A 22,905-nucleotide genomic window follows, 5' to 3' on the forward strand; every position below is an offset into this window, starting at 1 on the left:
TCGGGGTGAGTATGGGGTCGAGCCGATCTGCCGGGTTCTGCCGATCGCCCCATCAACCTACCACGAGCGTGTCGCACAGCGCCGCGATCCGTCGCGCCTGTCACCACGCGCCCAGCGCGACGAAGCAATGAAGCCCGAGGTTCAGCGCGTGTTCGATGCCAACTTCAAGGTCTACGGGTATCGCAAGGTGTGGCGGCAGATGCAGCGCGAGGGCTTCGATATTGCCCGCTGCACGGTGGAACGGCTGATGCGTGAGCTGGGCCTGCAGGGCGTGATCCGGGGGAAGCCGGTGAAGACGACGATGAGCGACAAGGCAGCGCCATGTCCGCTCGATCAGGTCAACCGCCAGTTCCATGCACCGGCACCCAACATGCTGTGGGTCTCGGACTTCACCTACGTCGCGACGTGGTCCGGGTTCGTCTATGTCGCCTTCGTGATCGACGTTTACGCCCGCTATATCGTGGGCTGGCGGGTGAGCAGAACGGCGCATGCCAGCTTTGTACTCGATGCCCTGGAGCAGGCGATCCATGACCGACGGCCTGTTCACCGTGGCGGCCTGATCCACCACAGTGATCGTGGCAGCCAATATGTCTCGATCAAGTATACCGAGCGTCTTGCCGAAGCCGGGATCGAACCATCGGTCGGCAGTGTTGGCGACAGCTACGACAACGCCTTGGCCGAAACGATCAACGGCCTTTACAAGGCCGAGGTCATCCACCGCCGAGGTCCGTGGCGATCATTTGAAGCCGTGGAATACGCCACGCTCGAATGGGTCGACTGGTTCAACAACCGGCGCCTGCTCGCGCCCATCGGCAATATCCCGCCTGCCGAAGCTGAAGCACGATACTACGCCATGCTGGACGACACGCCCATGGCGGCATAATTTAAACCAAATGGCCTCCGGCAATCCCGGGGCGGTTCAATGATTCCTGGCGCAACTGTCGAATATTGTGTTCTGGTGAAGAACACCGGCGACACTGTCGCAAACAATATTCGTGCAAGCGACAGCATTCCAGATGAGCTAACCTATGCTTCCGGGAGCATGACATCGGGAGTAACCTGTGCCAGCGCGACAACTGCGGAAGATGATGACAGTTCCAGTGCCGATGAGAGCGATCCGATCGGGGCTTCGATAGAGGGGGCTAATATCACGATGACCGCTGACAGTTTGGATAGCGGAGCAACGATGGCAGTGAAGTTTCAGACGAAAATCAACTGAGCAGGCCTCGCTGTTGATCGAAACCTGGCATTTACACTCTTTCGATATTTCCAGCCATCGATCCGGCTTTCGATCAGTTGTGAAAATGGGGAACGGAATTTCGCCTTCCCCGCGCGAAAGGTCATCATGTCACTTAATCAACTGCAGCTGGTTTTTGCCGGGCTGGCTTGTGCGCTTCTGTACATCGTTTTTGCCCTGTTACGGAAATCGAGTACCTTGAATTGGCTGCCCAAGCTCCCACCCCTGCCCATACCCAGACTGACAAACTTTACCGTCCTGCTCCAGCACATATCGAAACGCAGGAAAAAGGATGAGGAAGTGGTCGTCGTCAGCCCCCAACGGTTGCAGCGGCTTAAATGGACCGAACCGGAAGCCCCGCAAAGTGATGAGGACCCCGTTCTTACGGATGCTGTCTCTCCAGCAAAATCAGAGCAATCGTTTCCCGCTGAACGGTTTGATCACTATTATGAAGATGTTGAGAGGCGAGTTGAGCTGATCCTGGCGAAAGTGGAAGCTGGACATCTGTCGATCACCGAATTCGAACAATGCATACGGCTCGATATGATCGATGTAAGACGCGACCAGGCCGAGTTGATGGAGTGGGAGAGTCAGTGCCACTTGCCAGTCGCGCAGTTCGAGAAGGCACTGAGTTCAGTGGAAAGTGCGGCGGAATTGCTTGCACAATGTCTGGATTGGGCGACCAGCCCCCCCAAATCATAGAATATTCCTTATATCTCAATCATCTGCACACAATTCATCTCAGTCAACTAACTCTTAGTGAATTGCCAGTAATAACGATTGCACGAACCGGCTTCTGGTTTGGGGCTCGGCAGGGTGCGCGACGTAACGACTGACGGCGCGCCAAATCCCCTGTCGCAGTCGTTGTTGGGGCAATGAGATGACGACACGAATCAAGCAAACGCGAGCGATAACGGTCGACCAGAACGGCAGCCTGCTCCCCATAGGTGCGCTGGGACTCCTAATTCTAGCCGGATTGATTGGTGGCGGCGTGGATATGAGCCGCGCATACAAGGCGCAAACCCGCCTGCAAGCGGCGTGCGACGCGGGCGTTCTGGCCGGTCGCAAAGCCGTGATGACAAAAGGGTTCGACGACTTCGCCAAGGGTGAGGCGAAAGCCTATTTTCAGAACAACTTCAACGCTGTTGAGCAAGATGCGACCGGCACTGTCTTCACCCCCAAATCTAACGACGACGGTAATACAATCGAAGGGGTGGCATCGACCAATGTATCGTCTGTCATCATGCAGATCTTCGGCTTCAAGACGCTGGCAGTCAGCGTCTCATGCTCGGCGTCGATGGGTGTTGGCAACAGCGACGTAACGATGGTGCTCGACAGCACCGGATCGATGGATGATCGAATAGGGTGGAGCGGCGATAAAAAAATCGACATGCTGCGAAACGCGATGAAGAACTTTTACGATACTGTGCAAAAATCAGTATCGGGTTCGAACGCACGCGTTCGCTACGCATTTGTCCCCTACAGTTCCTCCATCAATGTCGGCCAATTGATATACGACAAAAATCCGAACTGGCTGGTCGACGATTATTGGGTTCAGTCACGCAAGCCACAATACGAGCGAATTTTCGACCATTGGGGCGATCCTGTTTACAGCAACGAAACGGGCGAAAGTTCCGAAAACATCGACTCGACCCAAGACTACAGCTCGACTGAGCATAAAAATCGTAACGACTGTAAAGCCAGCCTGCCGGCAGACACCAATTGGCAAAACAGTGGTGGCACCACGACAAGTACCGAGGGGCCATCGGTCAATAGCGCAGGACAACTGGTCACCACCACAACTACCGCACAAAAACAGACTCGCAAGAGCTACACCTGCGAAGAGCGGACGTCCGGATCGTGGTGGTGGACCAAGAAGTATTATGTCGCGGTGGTATTGAATTATTCGCGATATTTGTACGATCACCTCTATAAAATTCAGGATCCAGTTTATGTCGACGGGCCCAATCAGGTGGGCTGGACGTATCAGCGACTGAAATACGATGTTCGGGATTACAAGGCCTTCAAGACCGTCACGACAAAGACCGGGAATGACTATTGGGGGAAAGCCGTCGATGTATCTTCCAAATGGGAAGGATGCATTGAGGAACGTAAAACTGTTCCTGCATCCGAGTTCGGGTTTGAGAAATCGACCGGCATCACCCCAAGCGATGCACTCGACCTGAACATCGATGCAGCGCCAGATGCCTCTGATGACAACACGCGTTGGGCACCCATGTGGCCGGAGGTCGCATATCGTCGTACCGTTCGGGCAAATTCAAGCACGCTGACGAGCGCCGATGTTTCCTCATACGGCCAACCTCAAAAACCGGGGATGTCCTTTTGCCCGTACAAGTCCCAGCTGCTCAAAACCATGAGCAAGTCTGACTTTTACGATTATGCAGATTCTCTCATCGCAGTGGGCAATACGTACCACGATCTTGGAATACTGTGGGGCGCACGCATAAGTTCACCTCAGGGCATCTTTGCAGATACTGTGAACCAATCTCCTGCCAACGGCGGCAATGTGTCGCGCCATATGATCTTTATGACCGATGGCGCGATGGTTCCCAATGTGCAGATTCAGAGCTCCTATGGCATCGAGTTCTTTGACCGCCGGGTTACTGGCGATGGCAACAGCATGCTCACCGCTCGTCACACATCACGGTTTCTCACTTTATGCCAGGCTGTGAAGGCAAAAGGTATTCGCTTGTGGGTGATCGCATTTTCGACTGGCCTCACCAACGACCTGTCGAACTGTGCGTCGGACAACAGCGCCTTCACCGCCAACGATGCCGACGAACTGAACCACGCATTTCAGGAAATCGCCAAACAAGTGGGCGAATTGCGAGTGACGCAATGATCGGGAATCCCCCTGCACACCTGCCCTACGGAATGCGCGAGTTGCACGCGAATGATCGCGGCGTGACGATCATTGAATTCGCCCTGCTTGCACCTGTATTTCTTGTCATGCTCGTCGGGACGCTCGATCTGGGGCAGATGATCTATGGTAACGCTGTGCTGAACGGCGCAGTGGAATCGGCCGCGCGCAGTTCGTCGCTCGAAACGGGCGACATTACTGTGGCCGATCAAATGGTGGAAGATCAGGTTTCCTATGTCTTGCCCGGCGTAGATGTGAAATCGACCCGCACCAGCTACTATGACTTCGCGGATATTGGCCGGGCAGAGCAATGGAACGATGCCAACGGTGACGGCACCTGTAACAATGGCGAAGCTTATGTCGATGAAAACGGGAATAATTCCTGGGATGAAGATATCGGTGTTTCCGGCAACGGCGGTGCCAACGATGTTGTCATCTATACGGTGAAGGCCACTTACGATCCGCTGTTCAAAGTGCCATTTATGCCGGAAGCATGGGCCAAACGCACGCTGACATCGTCTGCGGTCCGCAAGAACCAGCCATTCGCTGACCAGACCGAGTATGGCTCCACTGCGGGGACTTGCGACTGATGGCTGTTCAAATCACACGACTGTGCCGCCGCTTTTCAAGTCTGAAACGGCGATTTCTGGCAGAAACCGCTGCGGTGGCCGCGGTCGAATTTGCGATTATGTTCCCTGTGTTCATCACCCTGGGTCTGGTCGGCACCGAAATCGCCTATATGTCGACCGTGAACATGCGCGTCAGCCAGATCGCCCTGTCGCTGGCCGATAACGCATCGCGTATCGGGCAAACCGATAACAGCAGTGTGAGCCCCAATGTGAAAGAGAGCGACATCGATTCAATTATGGCCGGTGCGCTGAAACAAGGCGAATCGTTTGATCTCAAGCATAACGGTCGACTGATTTTGTCGAGCCTCGAACTCGATAGCGCTACGGGCAAACAGTATATCCGCTGGCAGCGATGCAGCGGCGATCTGGCCCGCACGTCAACCTATGGCAACGATACGGACAACAATGGGCTAACAGGCTCCCCCATCGACGGTGTCGGACAATCGTCCGATAAAATTCGCGCCAGCACGGATTCGGCGGTGATGATTGCAGAGGTCTATTATGACTACAAAGGGTTGTTCGGAAACCTGCTGCCTACGAAACCGACATTTCGTCAGGAAGCAATTTTTACGGTAAGAGACGACCGTAATCTGACACCCGGCGTCACAGGCACCGGCGGCCAGTCTTTGTGTAAATAAAGGCTCGCCAAACCAGGAATGTTTGCGCGCCACCACTCTTCAACTGCTGACTTAATGCAGGCCAGCCACATCCGGCGTTCCCGGTTTTATATCAAAATGGTGGCCCGCGTCCGATCAAGATGAGCACTACACCTACGCCATAGCGCTACGATGATGTGTCTTCGAGAAACGGCCAATCTGCGCTGGGTGCAGACTGGCCGTTTTCATCCCCCCAAAGCACGTTGGACGATGCAGAACTGAAGCGCTCAGCTTGCCAACTCTGACACGTCCTCCGTCAGATTGTCGAGCGCACTGGACGCACGATCAGCGTATTGACGTCCACATCCGTCGGCTGTTCTACCGCATAGGCGATAGCGCGTGCGATTGCATCCGGTGTGAGCGCTATGGCGCGGAAATCGACCATCGCCTGCGCTGCGACAGGATCGGTGATCGTGTCGGCCAGTTCCGATTCCACCACGCCCGGCGCAACGATGGTGACGCGAATGTCGTCATGCTCCATACGCAGCGCCTCCGAGATTGCGCGCACCGCATATTTGGTCGCGCTATAGACCCCGCAGTTCGGCCACACGGCATAACCGCCGATCGAGGAAATGTTGACGAATTGGCCGCTGCCCTGATCCTTGAAGCGCGGGAGGGCGGCTGCAATGCCGTGAAGGACGCCGCGGATATTGACGTCGATCATCCGGTCCCACTCGTCCACCTTCAGGCTGTCGAAACGCGACAGCGGCATCAGGCCCGCATTGTTGACCAGCACGTCGACCCGGCCATAGTCAGCCTCCGTCGCTGTGATGAAAGCTTCGAAATTGGCACGGTCGGTGACATCTAGCGACCGGAAGGCGACTGTGCCTCCCGCCGCGTTCAGTTCGTCCGTCAGCGCGGCGAGCCGATCGGTGCGGCGTGCACCCAGCATCAACTTCGCGCCGCGCGCGGCCAGCAGCCGCGCCGTTCCTTCCCCGATACCACTGCTGGCACCGGTAATCGCGATCACCTTGTCTTCGATATCCATAATAGTCGCTCCAGTTCAGACGGACGTAGCCGTCGGATTGATGTTCACCAAATGAGGCTATCTGGTCGGGAGGCGATAGAATGGTCGTCCGAAATGATTGCACGATATTCCAAAAGTCCGGTCTCAAGCTGGATCGGTGACCGTCAGCACTGTAGAACAGTGTCGAATTTTAGACTGAAGAGGCGCTAATGGTGCATCATGAACTGGCGAAGCAGATTGCCCAATATGCCAAGCGCGATGGCATCATCGACACCCCTATCTCTCGACTGGCGTTAGTGCGTTCGAGCCATAGCGGCGAGCCAGTGCATATGGTGCAGCGCCCGGCGCTGTGCATCATCGCACAGGGGGGCAAGCGCGTCATGCTCGGCGATGCGATAATCGACTATGGCCCCGCCAGCTATCTCGTCGCCTCGCTCGAGTTGCCCGTCACTGGCGCCGTGACGCAGGCCAGTGTGGAGGCTCCTTATCTCTGTTTCTGCCTCTATCTGGACCCTGCCATGCTGTCGGAGATTGCGCTAACCTTGCCGCCCCTGTCGGCGACCACGGAGGATGGCGGAGGGATGACGCTGCACCCGATGACGCCAGAGCTGATCGATGCGGCGACGCGGCTGACGGCGCTGCTGGGTGAACCGGCGAACGCTCCGCTGCTTGCACCGCTGATCGAGCGGGAATTGCTGGTTCGGCTGATGACCGGTCCGGGTGGGGGCGTCCTGCGGGCCATAGCCAGTGGCGAAAGCCGTACCAGCCAGATCGCCCGCGCAATCGCCTGGCTCAAAGCCTATTTTCGCGAGCCCTTCAGCGGGCAGCACCTCGCCGATCTTGCCGGCATGAGCCTGTCCAGCTTTCATGACCATTTCCGCCGCGTCACTGCCATGACCCCGTTGCAATACCAAAAGCAGCTGCGTTTGCAGGAAGCGAGGGCGCTGATGCTGGCCGACCGGCTCGACGCGGCAGAGGCAGCCTTCCGCGTTGGTTACGAAAGCCCCTCCCAGTTCAGCCGCGAATATCGTCGCCTCTTCGGCGTCCCACCCGCCCGCGACATTGGGCGGTTAAGGGCCATGCCGCAAATGGCGACGGCGATTTGAGAGGACGAGGCGTAGTTTGGCCGTCTTGGGCCATTCCTCACAAGTCGCTTGGGCGCATTACCGGCGACAGATTGCAGACTGAGTCGCCATCCTCCGCTGGTAACGCTTCTCCAAATGCAAATATCACCGTCGCTTGTCGGCGTATCCACGACTTTAAATATGGCGGAGCGGGAGGGATTCGAACCCTCGATACGGGGTTACCGTATACACACTTTCCAGGCGTGCGCCTTCGACCACTCGGCCACCGCTCCGCATGCCTGATCGACTGAAGGCGGGCACCTAGCGGCAGTGAGAGGCGCTGACAAGCGCCTCAATCCAGTTTAGGCACGAGAACGATGACACGCACGTTCCGCAAGCCCCCCTCCCCGGCCGAATTCGAAGCAATCGCCCTTGCTGCACTCAATCGGATTCCCGCCCCATTTCGGGATCATCTGGGAGATATTATCCTGTTGGTGGAGGAGTTTGCCGATGCAGAAACGCTGGCTGATCTGGGTATCGATGATCCTTTTCAACTAACCGGTGTATTCGAGGGGATCGGGATGACGCACGCCAGCATTTCCGACAGTGGCCAGATGCCCAATCGTATAAGGTTGTTTCGGCAACCGATTCTCGATGAATGGATTTCTGATGGTGAAGACCTTGAACACCTCGTCGCACATGTCGTGATTCACGAAATCGGCCATCATTTCGGTTTATCGGACGCCGATATGCATGCGCTGGAGGAACAGGCACGGCAAAGCTGAACCTTGTCTTTGCAAGCGGGCGTGGCACAATCGGCGGATGATCGCTCGTACCGCACTCGCCGCGCTTTTCCTCGTACAGCTTGCCAGCCCATCTCTGGCGGACGATTCCAAAACACCTGACACGCCGGGACCGAGCGACATCGTCGCTCAGGCGCCGCAGAGCGATTGGCTGCCGATCCCGGCAAGCGATCTGTTAGTGATGAAGCTTGCTCCGGACGCCAAGGGCAAAGCATGGCAAGTCGTCATCCAGTTGATGCCCCGCCCGTTCAGTCAGTCATGGATCGCCAATATTCGCGTATTGGCCCATGATCGCTGGTGGGATGGCCTCGCCATTACCCGCGTTCAGGACAATTACGTAGTCCAATGGGGTGATCCGAATGGCGAAGATCCGACAAAGGCCAAAGCTCTGCCCGCGGGACTGAAGTCCACCAGTGGAACTGACTACACTGTCAGTATCGCTGCACTGCCACGGCCCAAAGACGCCCCGCCGCCATTTGTGAGCTGCAAGCAAGGACAGGATTGTCCTCCTCCAGCCAAGGCCAAGGAATTCTCCGAGCGAAACGGGTTGATCGACACGGCCATGTCAAACGATAGCTATGCTCCGCGCACGACGTTCCGTCTCGGTTGGCCCATAGCGATGGATACCAGGGCGAAGCGCGCATGGCCGGTCCATTGTTATGGCATGGTCGGGGTCGGTCGCGATTACGCTCCCGATGCCGGAACCGGCGCGGAGTTGTACACGGTGATCGGACAGACGCCGCGCCACCTCGATCGCAACATCGCGTTGGTTGGCCGCGTGATTGAGGGGATGGAAAATCTGTCCAGCCTTCCTCGCGGCAAAGGCCCATTGGGCTTTTATGAAGACCCGACGATGCACGTGAGGATCGAAAGCATCCAGCTTGCGAGCGACTTACCGGCGGCCGAGCAACCGCACTTCGAATATCTCGATACCAACAGCATGACATTTGCCCGCTATGTCGACGCGCGCGCCAACCGGCGCGATCCGTTTTTCATCGTGCCAGCGGGTGGCGTGGATGTCTGCAACGCACCTGTGCCGGTGCGACGCGTAGCCAAGGAGCAATAACTGGCGGAATCTAGCCCGGCAGGCCGCCAGTCTGGCGCAATGCCTCGCCCAGCGCGAGCGCAGCCGATGACGCGAGATTCATCGAACGCACTTCGGCGCGCATCGGAATACGCACCCGCGCATGACACGATTGGGCGACGGTGTCCGGCACTCCGGCGCTTTCCTTGCCAAACAACAGCACATCGTCCGGTTCGAAGGCGAAGTCGTAGATCGACTGGCTCGCCTTGGTGGTGAACAGGATCAGCCTGCTCTGCCCCAGCGAGGCGTGAAACGGAGACACGCCGCTATGGCGCGTTACCGAAACGTGATCGATATAATCCATCGCCGCGCGTCGAACTCTGCGGTCATCCCAAGCGAAACCCATTGGTTCGATCAGATCGACTGCCGTCCCCATACAGGCACCGAGGCGCATCACGGCGCCGACATTTCCGGCAATTTCAGGTTCGAACAAGGCAATACGCATAGGATTACGCAAGCGTTATCAGAGCTTCTGCATCAATTCGATGCGATTGCCGAAAGGATCGTGAATATCGCCGCGCACATAGCCATCGAGCGGAGATCCTTCTGAGAATTTGATCCCATGCGTTGCCAAATATTCCCGCGTCGCAGCAAGATCATCGACCAGCAATGCGGGATGCGCTTTTGCGGCAGCGCGGAATGGCTCCTCCACACCAAGATGGATGTTCACACCATCTCCCACAAACCAGCACCCGCCCCGTTTCGCCAGATCGGCAGGTTTGGGCACTTCGACAAGCCCCAGAACTGCGCCATAAAAGCTCCGCGCATCAGCCTCACCATCTCGAGGCATGGCAAGCTGCACGTGATCGAGGCCGACAATTCCCATCGCCCTAAATCCGATCTGCCTGCGCCACCGCATCGCTCGCGCGAAGGGCACTGACTGTCCGTGTCAAATGCGCCAGATCGGTAAAGTCAGCAGTCACTTCGTAAGTAACGAAAGGGCTTTCGGTTTGCGTTTGTGATAGAGCCACCACGTTCGCGTGCCCTTTGGCGAATATCGATGCCATTTCGGCCAGAGTGCCGGTGCGATCGTATAGCGTAACCCGTATGCCACCGACTGCACCCTGACTACGTTTGCCCCATTGAAGATCAACCCAATCGGCATCGACCCCGTTCGCCAGTTCGAGACAATCGATGGTGTGCACCTCGACCGTCTCGTTAGGGCGGCGCAAGCCAACGATGCGATCGCCAGGGACAGGGTGACAGCATTCAGCCAGGGTGAACGCCACGCCGGGAGTCAAACCACGGATCGAAACCGCCCGTTCCTGACGCGGGCGATGCTCGACTTCCGGCAATTGCGCTGTGCTTCCCGGCATCAGCGCTTCCATCACTTCCCGATCGGGCAATTTGGCAGAACCGATGGCGATCATCAGATCTTCTTCGTCTTCCAGCTCAAGCCGCGCGAGCGCCTCGCGGATGGCCTTCTTGCCGATCTTGGCAGGCATCTGCGCCACGATTTCATCGAACAACTGCTGCCCGAGAGCGGCAATCTCCGCCCGTTCCTTCATCCGCACCGCACGGCGGATCGAAGCCCGCGCCTTACCCGTGACGACAAAGCCGAGCCATGAAAGCTGCGGCTCCGCACTCTTCCCCTTAATGATCTCGACGACATCGCCATTGTTGAGCGGTGTGCGTAACGGCATATGCCGTCCGTTGATCTTCGCCCCGACGGTCTGCGCCCCAAGATCGGTATGCACTGCAAAGGCAAAATCGACTGCTGTCGCACCTTTGGGCAACTGGAACAGCGCACCCTTGGGCGTAAACGCGAAAATGCGATCCTGATAGATTGCCAGCCGGGTGTGTTCGAGGAGCTCTTCAGGATCGTTGCTGGCATCGACGATTTCGATAAGGTCGCGCAGCCAGCCGACCTGACCATCAGGACGATTACCCTGTTTGTAGGCCCAGTGCGCCGCGAGCCCGAATTCGTTGGTGCGATGCATTTCACGAGTTCGCACCTGCACCTCCACCCGCATTGAATTCTGATAGATCAGGGCCGTGTGCAGACTGCGATAACCATTCGTTTTCGGGGTTGAGATGTAATCCTTGAACCGCCCCGGAATGAACTGCCAGGTGCGATGCAAGACCCCCAGCGCGCGATAGCAATCGTCGACATCATGCGTGATAACGCGGAACGCCATGATGTCGGTAACCTGTTCGAAGCTGACGTGACGCTCTGCCATTTTCCGCCAGATCGAATAGGGGTGTTTTTCTCGTCCCGACACCTCAACCTGCAACCCTGCTGCGGACAGCGCCTGTTTGATTTCCAGCGCAATGGCATCGACCTGCCCGCCATCCTGAGCCCGGATCTGCTCCAGCCGCCCTGTGATGGTGCGATAGCCTTCCGGCTCAAGCTGCTCGAATGCCAGCAACTGCATCTCGCGCATATATTCATACATGCCCACCCGCTCCGCCAGGGGAGCATAGATATCCATCGTTTCGCGGGCGATCCGCTGGCGTTTCTCCGGTGATTTGATGAAATGCAGCGTCCGCATATTGTGCAGCCGGTCGCCCAGCTTGACCAGCAGTACGCGGATATCCTCACTCATCGCCAGCAGGAACTTACGCAGGTTTTCGGCCGCGCGTTCGTTTTCCGGCATCGCTTCGATCTTGGACAGCTTGGTCACGCCATCGACCAGCCGGGCGACTTCGCTTCCGAAATTTTCCTCGATATCTTCGATTGTTACCAGCGTATCTTCAACGGTATCGTGCAGCAGTGCCGTGATAATGGTCTGTTGATCGAGCTTGAGATCGGTCATCAACCCGGCGACTTCGACCGGGTGGCTGAAATAAGGATCGCCGCTGGCGCGCTTCTGGCTGCCATGCTTTTGAACCGTATAAACATAGGCGCGGTTCAGCGCGGCCTCGTCCGCATCGGGATCGTAGGCTTTGACTCGTTCGACCAGTTCGTATTGACGCAACATTGCCTATAGGATGTGCGAATTGTTCGCACGAGAGCAAGCGGAAATATGGCGCGCACGCAACTATTTGCGCGCGCGCCGCGTAACCGGTGGAAAGATCAGTCTTTCAGTACGACCTTATCGACCGAAGCTTGTGTGACAGAATGATAGCCCGCCCGTGTTTTTGCATAGATGCGCTTGGCAATCGGTTGCCCCCAATCACCCTGCTCCATCAAAGCAGCGAACAGCGGACGCACGAATTTGGTCCGCCCGACATGCGACAGGAACCGATCCGCCTGTTCAACCGCAGGATCGAAACGATTGGCCAGTGCGAGGTTGAGCCACAGGAACAGCTCTTCGTTGTTTCCGCTTGCCGATAGACTCAGCGCGCTGTCGAGAGCGGCAAGCTGATCCGCGCTCCGCTGCTGCGGCAGGCTTTGCAGGAAACGCTGGCGTTCGGCCGATGTCCAGCCATCCCAGGTAGCTTTCGCCGGGATGGTGCCCGCATCGGCATAGGCCTTCGCCGCAGCATCGACGGTCGCAAACGCCGCCGGATCGGGGCGCAATACGTTGGCGGGCAGGCCGGGATCGAAAATCCATTCGTGCAGCTTGAGCTTGTTCGCTTCGACTTTGCCATTGACGAGATGGGCCAGCATATCGTCGTAGATCATCTGCGACGTGGCAGGCTGAAATGCGTGCTTGTCGAACCATTGGCGCAACCATGCGTCGAACCGTTCCCGCCCAACCGCATGTTCCAGCGTCCGCATGAATGCCGCGCCTTTGTTGTAAACGATCGCACTGCCTGCACTGTCGGTTCCATCGGGCTGATGCAGCGCTGTACCGGGCGCGTCGCTGCCCACGCGATCAAGTGTTTCGATAATCGCTGTGTAATCGAGCGATGCCTCCTGCTGAGCGCGCTTTTTGCCGTAGATTTCTTCGACGATGCGATTTTCGAAATAGCTCGTCACACCTTCGTTCAGCCAGCCATCGCCCCACACGGCATTGGTGACCAGATTGCCTGACCATGAATGGGCCAGTTCGTGCGCGATCAGCCCCGTCAGGCTGCGATCACCGGCGATGAATGTCGGGGTCAGGAACGTCAGCGTCGGGTTTTCCATCCCGCCATAAGGGAAGCTGGGCGGCAACACGATCATATCGTACCGCCCCCAGCGATAGGGGCCGTAGAGTTTCTCTGCTGCACTCACCATCGCTTCGGTATCGGCCAGTTCGCTGGCTGCGGCGTCGAGCATTTTGGGTTCGGTCCAAACCCCGGTGCGCGGGCCAAGCGGGCGGAAGGCAATATCGCCAGCCGCCACCGCGATCAGATAAGGCGCAACCGGCTTATCCATTTCATAGGTGAAGGCGCGACGATCACCCAGATCCTCTGTCTCTCCGACTTTGAGGCCCGACATAACGACAGTCAGCGGTTTCGGGGCTGTCACGCGCGCGCGCCATGTCTGGCGAATGCCGGGGCTATCCTGCGTTGGAATCCACGTGCGGTTGAGGATCGCCTGCCCCTGACTGAACAAGTAGGGATATTTTCCACCCGCCGTCTGTTCCGGCGACAGCCATTGCAGCGCGTCTGCATCGCTGGCGGAATACGCGATCCTGACAGTCCGGCTTTCTCCGCCGGCGCCAATCTGGATCGTCAGCGGCGCGCCCTTCTCTCCATCAGAAGCCCCGACTGTGAACGGCAAGGCCTTGCCCTGCCCATCCGTCACACTGGCGACTTTCAGCCCTTTGTCATCGAGCACCAGTTCCCTCGCGCCCGGTGCCGCCAGCACCGACAAAGTCGCTGTGCCGCCGACCGATTTCCCTGCAAAATCGAGCGCGAGATCGAGATCGACATGCGTCACGCGGGCGACTTGGGGCCGCGCATACGTCGACGTGTCGAGCGCGTCGGGCGACGTCAGCACGGGCGCGACCAGCGGCGTTGTGCGCGCGGTGTCGATGTTCCCTTCCATCGGAACGGTGGTGCAGGCGGTGGTGGTCAGCAACAAGGCAACGGCGGAAAAGGCAAAGCGCATCAGTAACTCCGATTTATCGGGCGGTCTGGATTTCAACGGGCGGGCAACCGGTTGGTGCCCTTCACATCAGCTCCACGTTGCTTCGGGTGGCAGGCTCATCAGAATGGCATCGATATTGCCGCCGGTTTTAAGGCCGAACAACGTACCGCGATCATAGACAAGGTTGAATTCGGCATAGCGCCCCCGCCATTCGAGCTGCGTGCGCTTATCCTCCGGGGTAAATTCCGCCCCCATCCGGCGACGAACAAGCTGCGGGTACACATCGAGAAACGCCTTCCCGACATCCTGCGTGAACGCGAAATTGCGTTCCCACGCGGCAACACCGCCATCTTCGCCATCGCATTCGAGGTGGTCGTAGAAGATTCCGCCAACTCCGCGCGCCACACCGCGGTGGGGGATGAAGAAGTAATCGTCCGCCCATTTGCGGAAACGGTCGTAATATGTCGGATTGTGACCCGCACAGGCGGCACGGAAGGCGGCATGGAACTGCTCGGTATCGTCGTCATACGGGATCGGCGGGTTGAGATCGGCCCCGCCCCCGAACCACGCCTTCCCGGTGACCAGGAAGCGGGTGTTCATATGCACCGCGGGCACATGCGGGTTGGCCATATGCGCCACCAGACTGATGCCGGTTGCGGTAAAGCCGGGGTTTTCCTCGCTCGCCCCGTTGATCGTATCGGCAAATCCGGGCGCGAAATTGCCGTGAACGGTGGAGACGTTGACCCCCACTTTCTCGAACACTTTGCCTTTCATCACGCCGCGCGTGCCGCCACCGGGGCTTTCGTTGCCCTCTTCTTCGCGCTGCCAGGGCGTATATTCGAACGCGGCGTCCGATCCCGCTTCGCGTTCGATCGATTCGAAGGCAGCGCAGATCTGATCGCGCAGGCTTTCGAACCAATCCTTCGCGCGGGCGGTATAAGGTGTCCAGTCGGTCATGCGGACATCCTTGCCAAGCCTGCGCGACTGGGGCAAGAGGCTCAAATGGTTCCCTTTTCGTTCTGCGGCGAAGAATTTGCCCTGTGCCAGACAAATGCGCTCTACTGGCCGCGGGAGCGGGCGTTGCTGGTGGCGGACCTGCATCTGGAGAAAGCCAGCTTTTACGCCACGCGCGCCGGGCAAATGCTGCCGCCTTACGACAGCCGGGAAACACTGGAGCGGGTGGCACTGGCAATTCGTGAAACCGGTGCACGCAGGGTATTCACATTGGGGGATAACTTTCACGACTCTGCCGGACCGGACCGGTTGGAACCGCACGCGGCAGGGATGCTAGCTGCCCTTACCCGTGCGACCGACTGGGTATGGATCACCGGCAACCATGATGCCGCTATGCCGCCCCGGATCGACGGGACGCTGGCAACCGCACTCGATGTCGGCGGAATGATCCTGCGCCATCAGGCTCAGCCGGGAGAAACCCGGCCAGAGCTGTCGGGCCACTTCCACCCGCGCCTTCACCTGACGGTGCGTGAACGTCGCATCCGTCGCTCGTGCGTGGTCGTATCACGCAATTCCGTGGCGGAGGGGCGCGTATCGGGACGGATGATCCTGCCTGCTTTCGGCGCGCTCACCGGGGGGATGGATGCCGCCGATCCGGCCATTCTGAAGGCGCTTCAGCCGGCCTCCGGCATCGATGCGCTGGTGCAGGCAAGTGGCAAGCTGGCCACTTTTCCCCTGTGGCGTGCAGCCGCATGAGTGTTCCCCTTTGCGAATCCGTCGATAATCACTAAGTAGCCCGCACGACAAACAGGCAATTTCAGGAGACTGCCCCATAGCCCGTCCACCCCGGCGCTCGATGACGCCGCCCGTAAAGAGCGGCCCGCGCTTTGATAACATGATTCAGTCCGACAAGGTTCGCGTGATCGACGAGAACGGCGAGAACCTTGGCGTGTTGTACACCCGCGAAGCGATTGAACAGGCCGCCGACGTCGGCCTCAACCTCGTGGAAGTTTCGCCCAACGCCGATCCGCCGGTGTGCAAGTTCCTCGATGTCGGCAAGTTCCGGTACGAGGCGCAGAAGAAGGCCAACGCCGCACGTAAGACCCAAAAGACGCAGGAGATCAAAGAGATCAAGATGCGTCCGAACATCGACACGCATGATTATGACGTGAAGATGCGTAACGTGAACCGCTTCATCGAAGATGGTGACAAGGTGAAGGTGACCCTGCGTTTCCGTGGTCGCGAAATGGCGCATCAGGAACTCGGTATGGACCTGCTCAAGCGCGTTCAGGAAGATGTGGCAGAGATTGCCAAGGTCGAAGCGTTTCCGCGCCTCGAAGGGCGCCAGATGCTGATGGTGCTTGCTCCCAAGTAAGCTTCGGAACCTCCGGGTTTGCTTGTCGGTTACCATTCCGAAGGTCGCAACCCGGAGACTTCTGCTCATGAGATGCCCGCATATTTCCATGCTGCTCGTCGGCACCTTGGCGCTTGGCGCCTGCCAGCAGCAGACAACCTCCCCCGAACAGCAGGCAGCAGCGAATTCGACCGCTCCCGTCGCCATTGCCAGCGAAGCTGCGACACCCGCCCCTGTCGCCGCTAAATCGTCATCGCCTCCTGCTGCGGATGCCGTTCCGCAGCCCGGCACCCCGTCGGATATCACCGACGCCTATCGCGGCGAGAAGGGTGCGCGGGGCGTCTTGCTCACGTGGGCGCGCGCGTTGGAGAACGGCAACTATGCCCTCGCCTGGGAGCAATTCGGCAATGACGGCAAGGATAGCGGCACCAGCAAGGCGCTCTATTCGGCGCAGTTCGACAAATACCGCCGTATAACCGTGGCGATGCCGTCCGGCACGATGGAAGGGGCCGCAGGCTCGACCTACTATACCGCACCGACCACTCTCACCGGCGAATTGCGCGGCGGCGGGGTCGAAGTGCTTAAGGGCGACGTGGTATTGCGGCGCGTCAACGATGTGCCGGGCGCCAGTTCGGACCAGCTCCACTGGCATATCTACAAGGCTGACCTGAAGCCTGTGAGCTGATCCGGTCCGGCGGACTTGACCATCGGACATCCACCCGCCCCCTCCCCCATTTTCCGCAATGGCGACATCGTCCCCCCTTGCCGCGTCCGCCGTAGGCGCTAGATTCTTCGCGGGATTGGGGAGGTATCTGGAATGACAGCACGCCATATCGGCTTTATTGTCGGGCTGCTTGCCTTTGGCGTCACACTGGTCGTGCCGCCGCCCGCCGGAATGAGCGCGCAGGCGTGGTCCGTTGCCGGGCTGGTGGTGTGGATGGCGGCATGGTGGATGACCGAAGCCCTGCCGCTGACGGTAACCGCGATGCTGCCATTTCTGGTACTGCCGATGAGCAACGTCATGACCGCCAACGAGACGGCGAGCGCATATTACTCCCCGATTCTGTTCCTCATCCTCGGCGGCGCATTCATCGCGCTGGCGATTGAGCGGACCGGGCTTCACCGTCGCCTTGCTCTCGCTCTGCTCAAGAGCATCGGTGCGAATGGCGGGCAAGGCCGCCTGCTGTTCGCCTTTATGGTCGCTGCGGCGATCCTGTCGATGGCGATCTCCAACACCTCCACCTCTCTCATCATGATGCCGATGGCACTGGCCGTGCTGACCGGCGGGGGGATGGACGACAGCCACAAGGAGGGGCTCAACGGGGCATTGCCGATGGGCATTGCTTTCGCCGCCAGTATCGGCGGCCTCGGTACGATTGTCGGCAGTCCGACCAACGCCATCGCCGTGGGCCTGGTGGATCAGCTTACCGGCACCCGGATCACCTTCGCGCAATGGAGCCTGTTCGGGTTGCCAGTCGTACTGGTCGGAGTTCCGCTGGCGGCGTGGATTATCGCCAGAGTGCAGCAGGTCAGTGCCCACCCTTTCGACGTGGCGGGTGCGCGTCAGGCGATCGACACGCACACCCAATGGTCCACTGCCGAGAAGCGTCTGGTGCCCCTGATCGCTGGCACTTTCGCGCTGTGGCTCGCGCAGCCGCTGCTCGAACCGATGATGCCCAAGGGCGCGCTGACCGACGGCACAATTGCCGTTGCTGCCAGCTTTCTGCTGTTCATACTGCCCGATGGGACCGGCCGCCCGCTGCTGACATGGCAGGAGGCAGACCGGGCACCGTGGGGTGTGATCATGATGTTCGGCGGCGGGCTGGCGCTGGCCGCCGGGATGGGCGAATCCGGGCTGGCCGAATGGCTGGGCCAGTCGCTGCTGCCGCTGGCCAGTGTGCCGCTGATCGTCGTCGCTCTCGCGGTTGTCGCGCTGATGATCGTCATCACCGAATTTGCCAGCAATGTCGCCACCGCCAGCGCGATCATGCCGGTCGTCGCCAGCCTCGGCATAGCCTTGGGAGTCGATCCGATCTGGCTGGCGATGCCCGCGGCACTGGCCAGTAGCTGGGGCTTCATGCTGCCCGCAGGCACCGGGCCGAACGCGATTGCATGGGCCACCAACCGCATCGCCCTGCCCCGGATGATCGGTGCCGGGGCAGGGCTGGACGTAGCAGGGGTTTTCCTGATCGTAGGGGTGGTGTGGGCCATGCAGGCATTGCTTGGTTTCGGTTGAAATCACTTCATTGCAACGGTAACCCGTTGTCTGAAACGGGTTACCCGGCGGAGATGCGTTCCTGAGGAGGTTAGGAACGCCAGCGCCCCGGTTGGCTCCACCGGCTCCCGCCTTCCTGGGAGCGTGACGACAACAGGAAGGGTGCCCATCCGATGGCCGACTCCAAATCCGCCCCTCGCCCGCTCAAGCCCAGCACGATGATGATGGGGCATGGCTACGATCCCGCTCTGTCGGAAGGCTCGCTCAAACCGCCGATCTTCCTCACCAGCACTTTCGCGTTCGAGAACGCAGCGGCGGGCAAGCGCCACTTCGAAGGGATCACCGGCAAGCGGCCGGGTGGTGCCGACGGGCTGGTCTATTCGCGGTTCAACGGCCCCAATCAGGAGATACTGGAGGATCGCCTGAGCATCTGGGACGGGGCGGAAGACGCCCTCTGCTTCTCCAGCGGGATGACCGCGATTTGCGTGCTGATGCTGACCTATTGTTCCGCTGGCGACGTGATTATCCATTCCGGCCCGCTCTATGCCGCGACCGAAGGCTTCGTTGCCAAGACCCTTGCCAAGTTCGGCGTGAGCTACATCGACTTCCCTGCTGGCGCGAGCAGCGAGGAACTGGACGACGTGATCGCCCGGGCCAGGGCGCAGGCCGCCGATCAGGGGGGCAAGCTGGCGATGATCTACCTCGAAAGCCCCGGCAACCCGACAAACGCACTGGTCGACATCGAAGCCGTTTCGGCGGCGCGCGATGCCGCGCTGGGCACGGACCACGCCTGCCCGATCGCCATCGACAACACTTTCCTCGGCCCGCTGTGGCAGCGTCCGCTGGATCACGGCGCGGACATCGTGGTCTATTCGCTGACCAAGTACGTGGGCGGGCATTCGGACCTCGTGGCGGGCAGTGTCGCGGGGGCGAAGAAGTGGATCGATCCGGTGCGAATGCTCCGCAATACGATGGGCGGGATCGCCGATCCGAACACCGCATGGATGCTGTTGCGAAGCCTCGAAACGGTCGAACTGCGGATGAGCCGTGCGGGCGAGAATGCCGCTAGGGTCTGCGCCTTCCTCAAGGGGCATCCTAAGATCGAACGGCTCGGCTACCTCGGCATGATCGACGATGCGCGGCAGCAGGACATCTACGACCGGCATTGCACAGGTGCAGGCAGCACCTTCTCGGTGTTCATCAGGGGTGGCGAAGCCGAATGCTTCCGCTTCCTCGACGCGCTGCGGATCGCCAAGCTGGCAGTCAGTCTGGGCGGGACGGAGACGCTTGCCAGCCACCCTGCCAGCATGACCCACCTGTCCGTTCCCGATCCGCGCAAAGTCAGCCTGGGCATCTCCGACAATCTCGTCCGCATCAGCATCGGGATCGAAGACGCAGACGATCTGATCGCCGATTTCGAACAGGCGCTGGACGCGGTCTGAGGCGAAGGCCGGAGCAAGGGCCGGAACCCAGCTGCCCCGCATCACGATAGAGGCCCGACCCACGCGATGGGCCGGGCCTCATAGCATTGATATGACTTGCCTTTTTATGGACTTACAGGCGTATCGTCACCATTGGTGGCAGCGATCACGCCCAATGCGACCACTGCGATCACACCGACAATGGCGATGATCCCACCGCTTTCCATACCGTTGGTGTTCTTCGCAGGCGCAGAAGCGCGGGCAGCAGGCTCTGCAAGCGCGGGTGCGGCGGCAAGCGAAGCAGCCGCCATACCGGCGGCAATGTAACGCGTATATTTCATGGTATCTCCAAGCTTTTATAAATTGTAGAGATGCCACAGACCCAATTATATTTATCGATTTATTATTCTGCGACCAGCACCGTTAAAGCAAACATCGGATCATTTCACAATAACCCCGCCGCTCTATTACAGGTGACCGGACCCAATAACCCCACCACTCGTCGAACTTACTCACCCCAGAGCATAGTCGCTGACGAACGCATTGGTCTTACGCTCCTGCCCGAACGTGCTGGTGGGGCCGTGGCCGGGGATGAAGGTTATGTCATCGCCCAGCGGCCATAGCTTCTGCGTGATCGAATCGATCAGATCCTGATGGTTGCCAAGCGGGAAATCGGTGCGCCCGATACTGCCCTGAAACAGCACATCGCCCACGATGGCGAAGTGGCTGGGCCGATGAACGAACACCACGTGTCCCGGCGTGTGGCCGGGGCAATGGATCACATCCAACGTCAGATCGCCCACTGTCACCGTGTCGCCATCGACCAGCCAGCGATCGGATTCGAACGGGCGCCCTTCCATTCCCATCCGCTGGCAATCTTCCACCAGCCGCGCGATCCAGAAGCGGTCGTCCTCGTGCGGCCCTTCTATCGGCAGGCCCAGCTCTTCCGCCAGCATCCCCGCTTGCCCGCAATGATCCATATGGCCGTGGGTAATCAGCAGCTTTTCCAGCGTGACCCCGGCGCGCTCCACCGCCAGCTTCAGCTTGTCGATCTCTCCGCCGGGATCGACCAGCGCACCCTTCATCGTCTTGGTGCACCAGATCAGCGAACAGTTCTGCTGATAAGGCGTAACAGGGATAATCGCAGCGCGCATCGGCGGCGCGGCAGAGGTGGTGGTATCGGTCATAGCGCGAATGTGAGGTCTGCGGCGCGCGGGTGCAAGCGGGAACTGGCCAGCAGTCCGCTCTTCGCTTTGTCATGCGGAGCGATCCCATGCGGATCGCTCCGCACGGGTATTATCCTTCTGGATCGCTGGCAGGTGTGCCCGCTGTATCGCTCGATTCCATAGCCGCGTCCGCCTTGGTTTCCAGCGGCTTTCGCTTGGCGACTTCCGCATCGACCAGTTGCATGAGCGCCACGTATGGCTCCCCTTGCCGGATCAGCATGGCATCGGTCGCCTTGTTGCCGAAGATGATGCTCCGGGTCTTGGATTCGTTGAGGAACAGGTTGAGCCGGAGCGTCGTCTGGCCGGGCTGCATTTCCTCCACGAGGAATTGCGCGGTCTGCGTGTATTTCTTCTTCCCCAGCCCCCAGAAGATGTTGAACATCAGCTTCGATTTGGCATCGGTGTGACCCGATATCGTGCCCGCATCCTTGCTCGCCTCGATACCGAGATAGCCAGCGGACTGAAGCGCAGCGACCGCGCTGGAAAACACCACCTTGTCCGATACAGGATAGGTTCTGGATTGAACTGCGGCCAGTTCCGAAGCCGATAGCTCCGGCAGTTTTTCCCGGGCGGTTACCTGCCCCGGCAAACACACCACCATTGCCAACGCGGCAAGCGCGAGACTTAACTTCTTCATTATTATTGCCCCCTTCGATCGTCGAGGGGAAGATGCTGGACTGCTGCGCCGCTCCGCTGTCAATGACGTTAACTAATTCATGGACGTATTTGTTCTTCAATTCGAACGCGATAACTGCATCTTCAAGCGAACTACTGGCGACGACGGAGGATATGTAAGTCACTCTCACAACCGCCCCCCTTTCCACACCACGCGGCCCACTATCTCGATATCGCACAGCGCGAATTCCTGCGGCGGATAGGCGTAGTTCTGGCTGAGCAGGACGACGCGGTCCGGCCCCGCCGCCGCCAGCCGCTTCACCATCAGCGCATCGCCCACGCGCACGACATGGATGCCATCGCGCAAAGTGCGCTGCGCGGTATCGACGAGGATTTCGTCCCCGTCGTTCAGCAATGGCTCCATCGAATCGCCCATCACCGTGATCGCGGATAGCTGCGCCCGTTCCAGCCCGTGTTCGCGCAACCATCGGCGCGAGAAGCGGAAACTGTCGAACGGTTGCTCTCCGCTGGCCACGGCGCCGCTGCCCGCGGCCGCCGCCACCGGCAGGCGCGGCACCTCCACCCAGTTGGATCGGGAAGTCGGCGCTGTGTGGTATTTTTCCTCCATTCCGCCCAGTTCGGATTCTGCCACGCCGAAGAACTCCGCCAGTGCACGGCGATCCCCCTCCTCCAGCTTGCGCGGGCTACCCTTGCGGATAAACTGCTGCAAATAGCTGGAATTGCGCCCGATCATATCCGACAGGCCCGCCAGACTCACACCACGGTCTGTGGCCAGATCCAGCAAGCGCTGCCGCGCATCGTGATTGGGATATTCACTCATTGCCACTTCCTATACGTAGGATTTTTCCTAGACAAGTAGGATTTCGCGCGCAAGC

The 22,905-nt window shown here is 59.2% G+C and carries 24 protein-coding genes and 1 tRNA gene; 14 read left to right on the forward strand and 11 right to left on the reverse strand.

The annotated features are described in order from the left end of the window. The 6 genes from D6858_RS02640 to D6858_RS02665 all read left to right on the forward strand — a co-directional run. Positions 1-883: IS3 family transposase (locus tag D6858_RS02640; RefSeq protein WP_120106458.1), on the forward strand; the 883-nt coding region annotated here is incomplete at its 5' end. A 39-nt stretch (positions 884-922) separates the two neighbouring features. Continuing rightward, on the forward strand, positions 923-1,219 hold the full coding sequence (locus D6858_RS02645; RefSeq protein ID WP_120106933.1) for a DUF11 domain-containing protein: 297 nt from the start codon (positions 923-925) through the stop codon (positions 1,217-1,219). A 126-nt stretch (positions 1,220-1,345) separates the two neighbouring features. Continuing rightward, positions 1,346-1,939 (forward strand): hypothetical protein, encoded by a 594-nt coding sequence (locus D6858_RS02650; protein WP_120106935.1) that lies wholly within the window; start codon positions 1,346-1,348, stop codon positions 1,937-1,939. 178 nt (positions 1,940-2,117) lie between these two features. After that, positions 2,118-4,100, forward strand: coding sequence for a Tad domain-containing protein (locus D6858_RS02655; RefSeq protein WP_120106937.1), 1,983 nt, complete (start codon positions 2,118-2,120; stop codon positions 4,098-4,100). Continuing rightward, the gene (locus D6858_RS02660; protein WP_240623657.1) at positions 4,097-4,708 is read left to right on the forward strand and encodes a TadE/TadG family type IV pilus assembly protein; all 612 of its coding nucleotides are present in this window, start codon (positions 4,097-4,099) and stop codon (positions 4,706-4,708) included. Before D6858_RS02655 ends, D6858_RS02660 begins: the two co-directional genes overlap by 4 nt. Continuing rightward, positions 4,708-5,385: a TadE/TadG family type IV pilus assembly protein gene (locus D6858_RS02665; RefSeq protein WP_240623668.1), complete on the forward strand. Its 678-nt coding sequence runs from the start codon at positions 4,708-4,710 to the stop codon at positions 5,383-5,385. The genes D6858_RS02660 and D6858_RS02665 overlap by 1 nt, the downstream gene beginning before the upstream one ends. 274 nt (positions 5,386-5,659) lie before the next feature. Here D6858_RS02665 and D6858_RS02670 read toward each other — a convergent pair whose 3' ends face one another. Then, entirely contained in the window at positions 5,660-6,391 is a 732-nt protein-coding gene (locus D6858_RS02670; protein WP_120106939.1) for an SDR family oxidoreductase, read from the reverse strand. 188 nt (positions 6,392-6,579) lie between these two features. On the opposite strand from D6858_RS02670, the gene D6858_RS02675 reads away from it, so the two are divergent. Beyond that, positions 6,580-7,476 (forward strand): AraC family transcriptional regulator, encoded by an 897-nt coding sequence (locus D6858_RS02675; RefSeq protein WP_120106941.1) that lies wholly within the window; start codon positions 6,580-6,582, stop codon positions 7,474-7,476. A 160-nt stretch (positions 7,477-7,636) separates the two neighbouring features. Here the strand turns inward: D6858_RS02675 and D6858_RS02680 are convergent. Further along, a tRNA-Ser gene (locus D6858_RS02680) sits at positions 7,637-7,727 on the reverse strand. 84 nt (positions 7,728-7,811) lie between these two features. Between D6858_RS02680 and D6858_RS02685 the strand changes: the two genes are divergently transcribed. Continuing rightward, the gene (locus tag D6858_RS02685; protein ID WP_120106943.1) at positions 7,812-8,219 is read left to right on the forward strand and encodes a metallopeptidase family protein; all 408 of its coding nucleotides are present in this window, start codon (positions 7,812-7,814) and stop codon (positions 8,217-8,219) included. Between the two features lie 37 nt (positions 8,220-8,256). Further along, positions 8,257-9,303: a peptidylprolyl isomerase gene (locus D6858_RS02690; protein ID WP_120106945.1), complete on the forward strand. Its 1,047-nt coding sequence runs from the start codon at positions 8,257-8,259 to the stop codon at positions 9,301-9,303. Between the two features lie 10 nt (positions 9,304-9,313). Here D6858_RS02690 and D6858_RS02695 read toward each other — a convergent pair whose 3' ends face one another. The 5 genes from D6858_RS02695 to hemF form a co-directional block, all read right to left on the reverse strand. Continuing rightward, positions 9,314-9,766 (reverse strand): tRNA (cytidine(34)-2'-O)-methyltransferase, encoded by a 453-nt coding sequence (locus D6858_RS02695; protein ID WP_120106947.1) that lies wholly within the window; start codon positions 9,764-9,766, stop codon positions 9,314-9,316. 18 nt (positions 9,767-9,784) lie between these two features. Continuing rightward, positions 9,785-10,147 carry a VOC family protein gene (locus D6858_RS02700; RefSeq protein ID WP_120106949.1) on the reverse strand — a complete coding sequence of 121 codons (363 nt, stop codon included), beginning with the start codon at positions 10,145-10,147 and terminating at the stop codon, positions 9,785-9,787. A 4-nt stretch (positions 10,148-10,151) separates the two neighbouring features. Further along, a complete protein-coding gene (locus tag D6858_RS02705; RefSeq protein ID WP_120106951.1) occupies positions 10,152-12,242 on the reverse strand; it encodes a RelA/SpoT family protein in 2,091 nt (696 codons plus the stop codon). A 95-nt stretch (positions 12,243-12,337) separates the two neighbouring features. Further along, a complete protein-coding gene (locus tag D6858_RS02710) occupies positions 12,338-14,245 on the reverse strand; it encodes a M1 family metallopeptidase (protein ID WP_120106953.1) in 1,908 nt (635 codons plus the stop codon). Positions 14,246-14,311: 66 nt separating this feature from the next. Then, entirely contained in the window at positions 14,312-15,181 is an 870-nt protein-coding gene (hemF, locus tag D6858_RS02715) for an oxygen-dependent coproporphyrinogen oxidase (RefSeq protein ID WP_120107166.1), read from the reverse strand. A 45-nt stretch (positions 15,182-15,226) separates the two neighbouring features. On the opposite strand from hemF, the gene pdeM reads away from it, so the two are divergent. The 5 genes from pdeM (at position 15,227) to D6858_RS02740 (ending at position 20,189) form a co-directional block, all read left to right on the forward strand. Further along, positions 15,227-15,934: a ligase-associated DNA damage response endonuclease PdeM gene (gene pdeM, locus D6858_RS02720; RefSeq protein WP_120106955.1), complete on the forward strand. Its 708-nt coding sequence runs from the start codon at positions 15,227-15,229 to the stop codon at positions 15,932-15,934. A gap of 100 nt (positions 15,935-16,034) precedes the next feature. Further along, positions 16,035-16,553 carry a translation initiation factor IF-3 gene (infC, locus tag D6858_RS02725; RefSeq protein WP_102156435.1) on the forward strand — a complete coding sequence of 173 codons (519 nt, stop codon included), beginning with the start codon at positions 16,035-16,037 and terminating at the stop codon, positions 16,551-16,553. Positions 16,554-16,620: 67 nt separating this feature from the next. Beyond that, entirely contained in the window at positions 16,621-17,217 is a 597-nt protein-coding gene (locus D6858_RS02730; RefSeq protein WP_133305225.1) for a hypothetical protein, read from the forward strand. Positions 17,218-17,349: 132 nt separating this feature from the next. Further along, entirely contained in the window at positions 17,350-18,768 is a 1,419-nt protein-coding gene (locus D6858_RS02735; protein WP_205664861.1) for an SLC13 family permease, read from the forward strand. 152 nt (positions 18,769-18,920) lie between these two features. Continuing rightward, the gene (locus D6858_RS02740; RefSeq protein WP_120106961.1) at positions 18,921-20,189 is read left to right on the forward strand and encodes a cystathionine gamma-synthase family protein; all 1,269 of its coding nucleotides are present in this window, start codon (positions 18,921-18,923) and stop codon (positions 20,187-20,189) included. Positions 20,190-20,293: 104 nt separating this feature from the next. Here the strand turns inward: D6858_RS02740 and D6858_RS02745 are convergent, their stop codons facing one another. The 4 genes from D6858_RS02745 to D6858_RS02760 form a co-directional block, all read right to left on the reverse strand. Continuing rightward, entirely contained in the window at positions 20,294-20,509 is a 216-nt protein-coding gene (locus D6858_RS02745) for a hypothetical protein (RefSeq protein WP_120106963.1), read from the reverse strand. 171 nt (positions 20,510-20,680) lie between these two features. Beyond that, positions 20,681-21,355, reverse strand: coding sequence for an MBL fold metallo-hydrolase (locus D6858_RS02750; protein WP_276308682.1), 675 nt, complete (start codon positions 21,353-21,355; stop codon positions 20,681-20,683). Positions 21,356-21,464: 109 nt separating this feature from the next. Then, positions 21,465-22,031, reverse strand: a complete 567-nt coding sequence (locus D6858_RS02755; RefSeq protein ID WP_120106965.1) for a hypothetical protein — start codon at positions 22,029-22,031, stop codon at positions 21,465-21,467. Positions 22,032-22,196: 165 nt separating this feature from the next. Further along, the gene (locus tag D6858_RS02760) at positions 22,197-22,850 is read right to left on the reverse strand and encodes a S24 family peptidase (protein WP_120106967.1); all 654 of its coding nucleotides are present in this window, start codon (positions 22,848-22,850) and stop codon (positions 22,197-22,199) included. Positions 22,851-22,905 lie beyond the last annotated feature (55 nt).

Source organism: Tsuneonella suprasediminis (assembly GCF_003605755.1).
Classification (GTDB): Bacteria; Pseudomonadota; Alphaproteobacteria; order Sphingomonadales; family Sphingomonadaceae; genus Tsuneonella; species Tsuneonella suprasediminis.